A 1213-nucleotide genomic window follows, 5' to 3' on the forward strand; every position below is an offset into this window, starting at 1 on the left:
ACATCCAACGTATTACTGCTAGCCAAAGTGCGAGTTTTCAGGGCGTAGCGTTAGTCGGCATTATTGCTGCACTGACGGATTTGGATGAAGTCTTAGCGTTAGAGGTGACAGGCGTTCCAAGAGGCGCAACGCTAACGAGTGATGCAACCACATCGAGCATCAGTTTTGATAGCGCGACTTCGACTTGGACAGTGCCTGCTGATGAAATTGATACGCTTCACATCGATAACGTGCGCCAAGGTGATCACGATATCACGCTGACTGCGGTTTCAACGGAATCGAATGGCGATCAAGCGTTCTCAGACCCAATCGATATCAGCATCAATGTTACGTCCAACAACCGTGACATCGATGTTTCTTCTGAAACGGAAGATAATCTGTTACTTGGTAGTGATCGCGGAATTTCCCTCATCGGCGGGGCGGGTGATGACCGCATTATCGGTGGTGACGGCGATGATATTCTCATCGGTGGTCTGGGTTCGGACATCCTAACGGGTGGCGGTGGTAACGATATCTTTAAATGGACTCAAGATACCGTTGACGAAGGTGCAGTGGATACCATCACCGACTTTACGCTTAATGAAGACACGATCGATCTTAAAGACGTGATTGCGGATTTAAATGACCCAATGGCAGGAATTGATGAGTTACTTGCGCATATTCAAGCGGACTATGATGCCACGACAGACAATGTCTCTTTGAGCATTACTACTGATGCGAACGTTCATCAGACTATTGTGGTTGAGAACTTAGGTCAGGCAATAGACTTCAATGGATTAAGCTCAAACGAGATTGTTGAATCGCTTCTTAATCGAGGTGTTATTGATAACGGATAAAGTGATTTGAGAAATGAAAAGTGCGGCGGTTAGATTTGACCGCTGCGCTTATTAGCGTTTGGTGTTCTTGAATATCTGGAAAGGGAGTTAGGTATTATTTTTTATCTTGGTTTCTTTAGACGTGAATGTCGAGAAGGCTGCCAATTACCTCGTTATTTTTTTCCACAACGGACGCACCAATACGGTTGTAACTTGCGGCTTGAGTAACTTCGATAAGAGGTTCGATAACAGTGGCATGTGCGGCTAGGGAAGGGGTCGCGGCGAAAGCCACGTTTTTAGCGAGTTCGACTTTATTGAATGATAAGTCTTCACCGCCTTTTACGAAGGTTTGTTGAATCTCATGTGCAGCTTTATCCGCCATCTTGTGCGATAACTGC

The 1213-nt window shown here is 45.8% G+C and carries 2 protein-coding genes; one reads left to right on the forward strand and one right to left on the reverse strand.

Annotated features, from left to right (window positions below; all coding sequences use genetic code 11):
• Nucleotides 1–836, forward strand: an 836-nt coding sequence (locus tag R7O12_RS23625; RefSeq protein WP_318126463.1) for a type I secretion C-terminal target domain-containing protein, incomplete at its 5' end; no start/stop codon positions are given.
• Between the two features lie 115 nt (nt 837–951).
• Here R7O12_RS23625 and R7O12_RS23630 read toward each other — a convergent pair.
• A partial coding sequence (locus tag R7O12_RS23630) for a hypothetical protein (RefSeq protein WP_318126465.1) occupies nt 952–1213 on the reverse strand: 262 nt, incomplete at its 5' end.

The sequence above is a fragment of the Vibrio sp. Vb1574 genome (genome assembly GCF_033338675.1).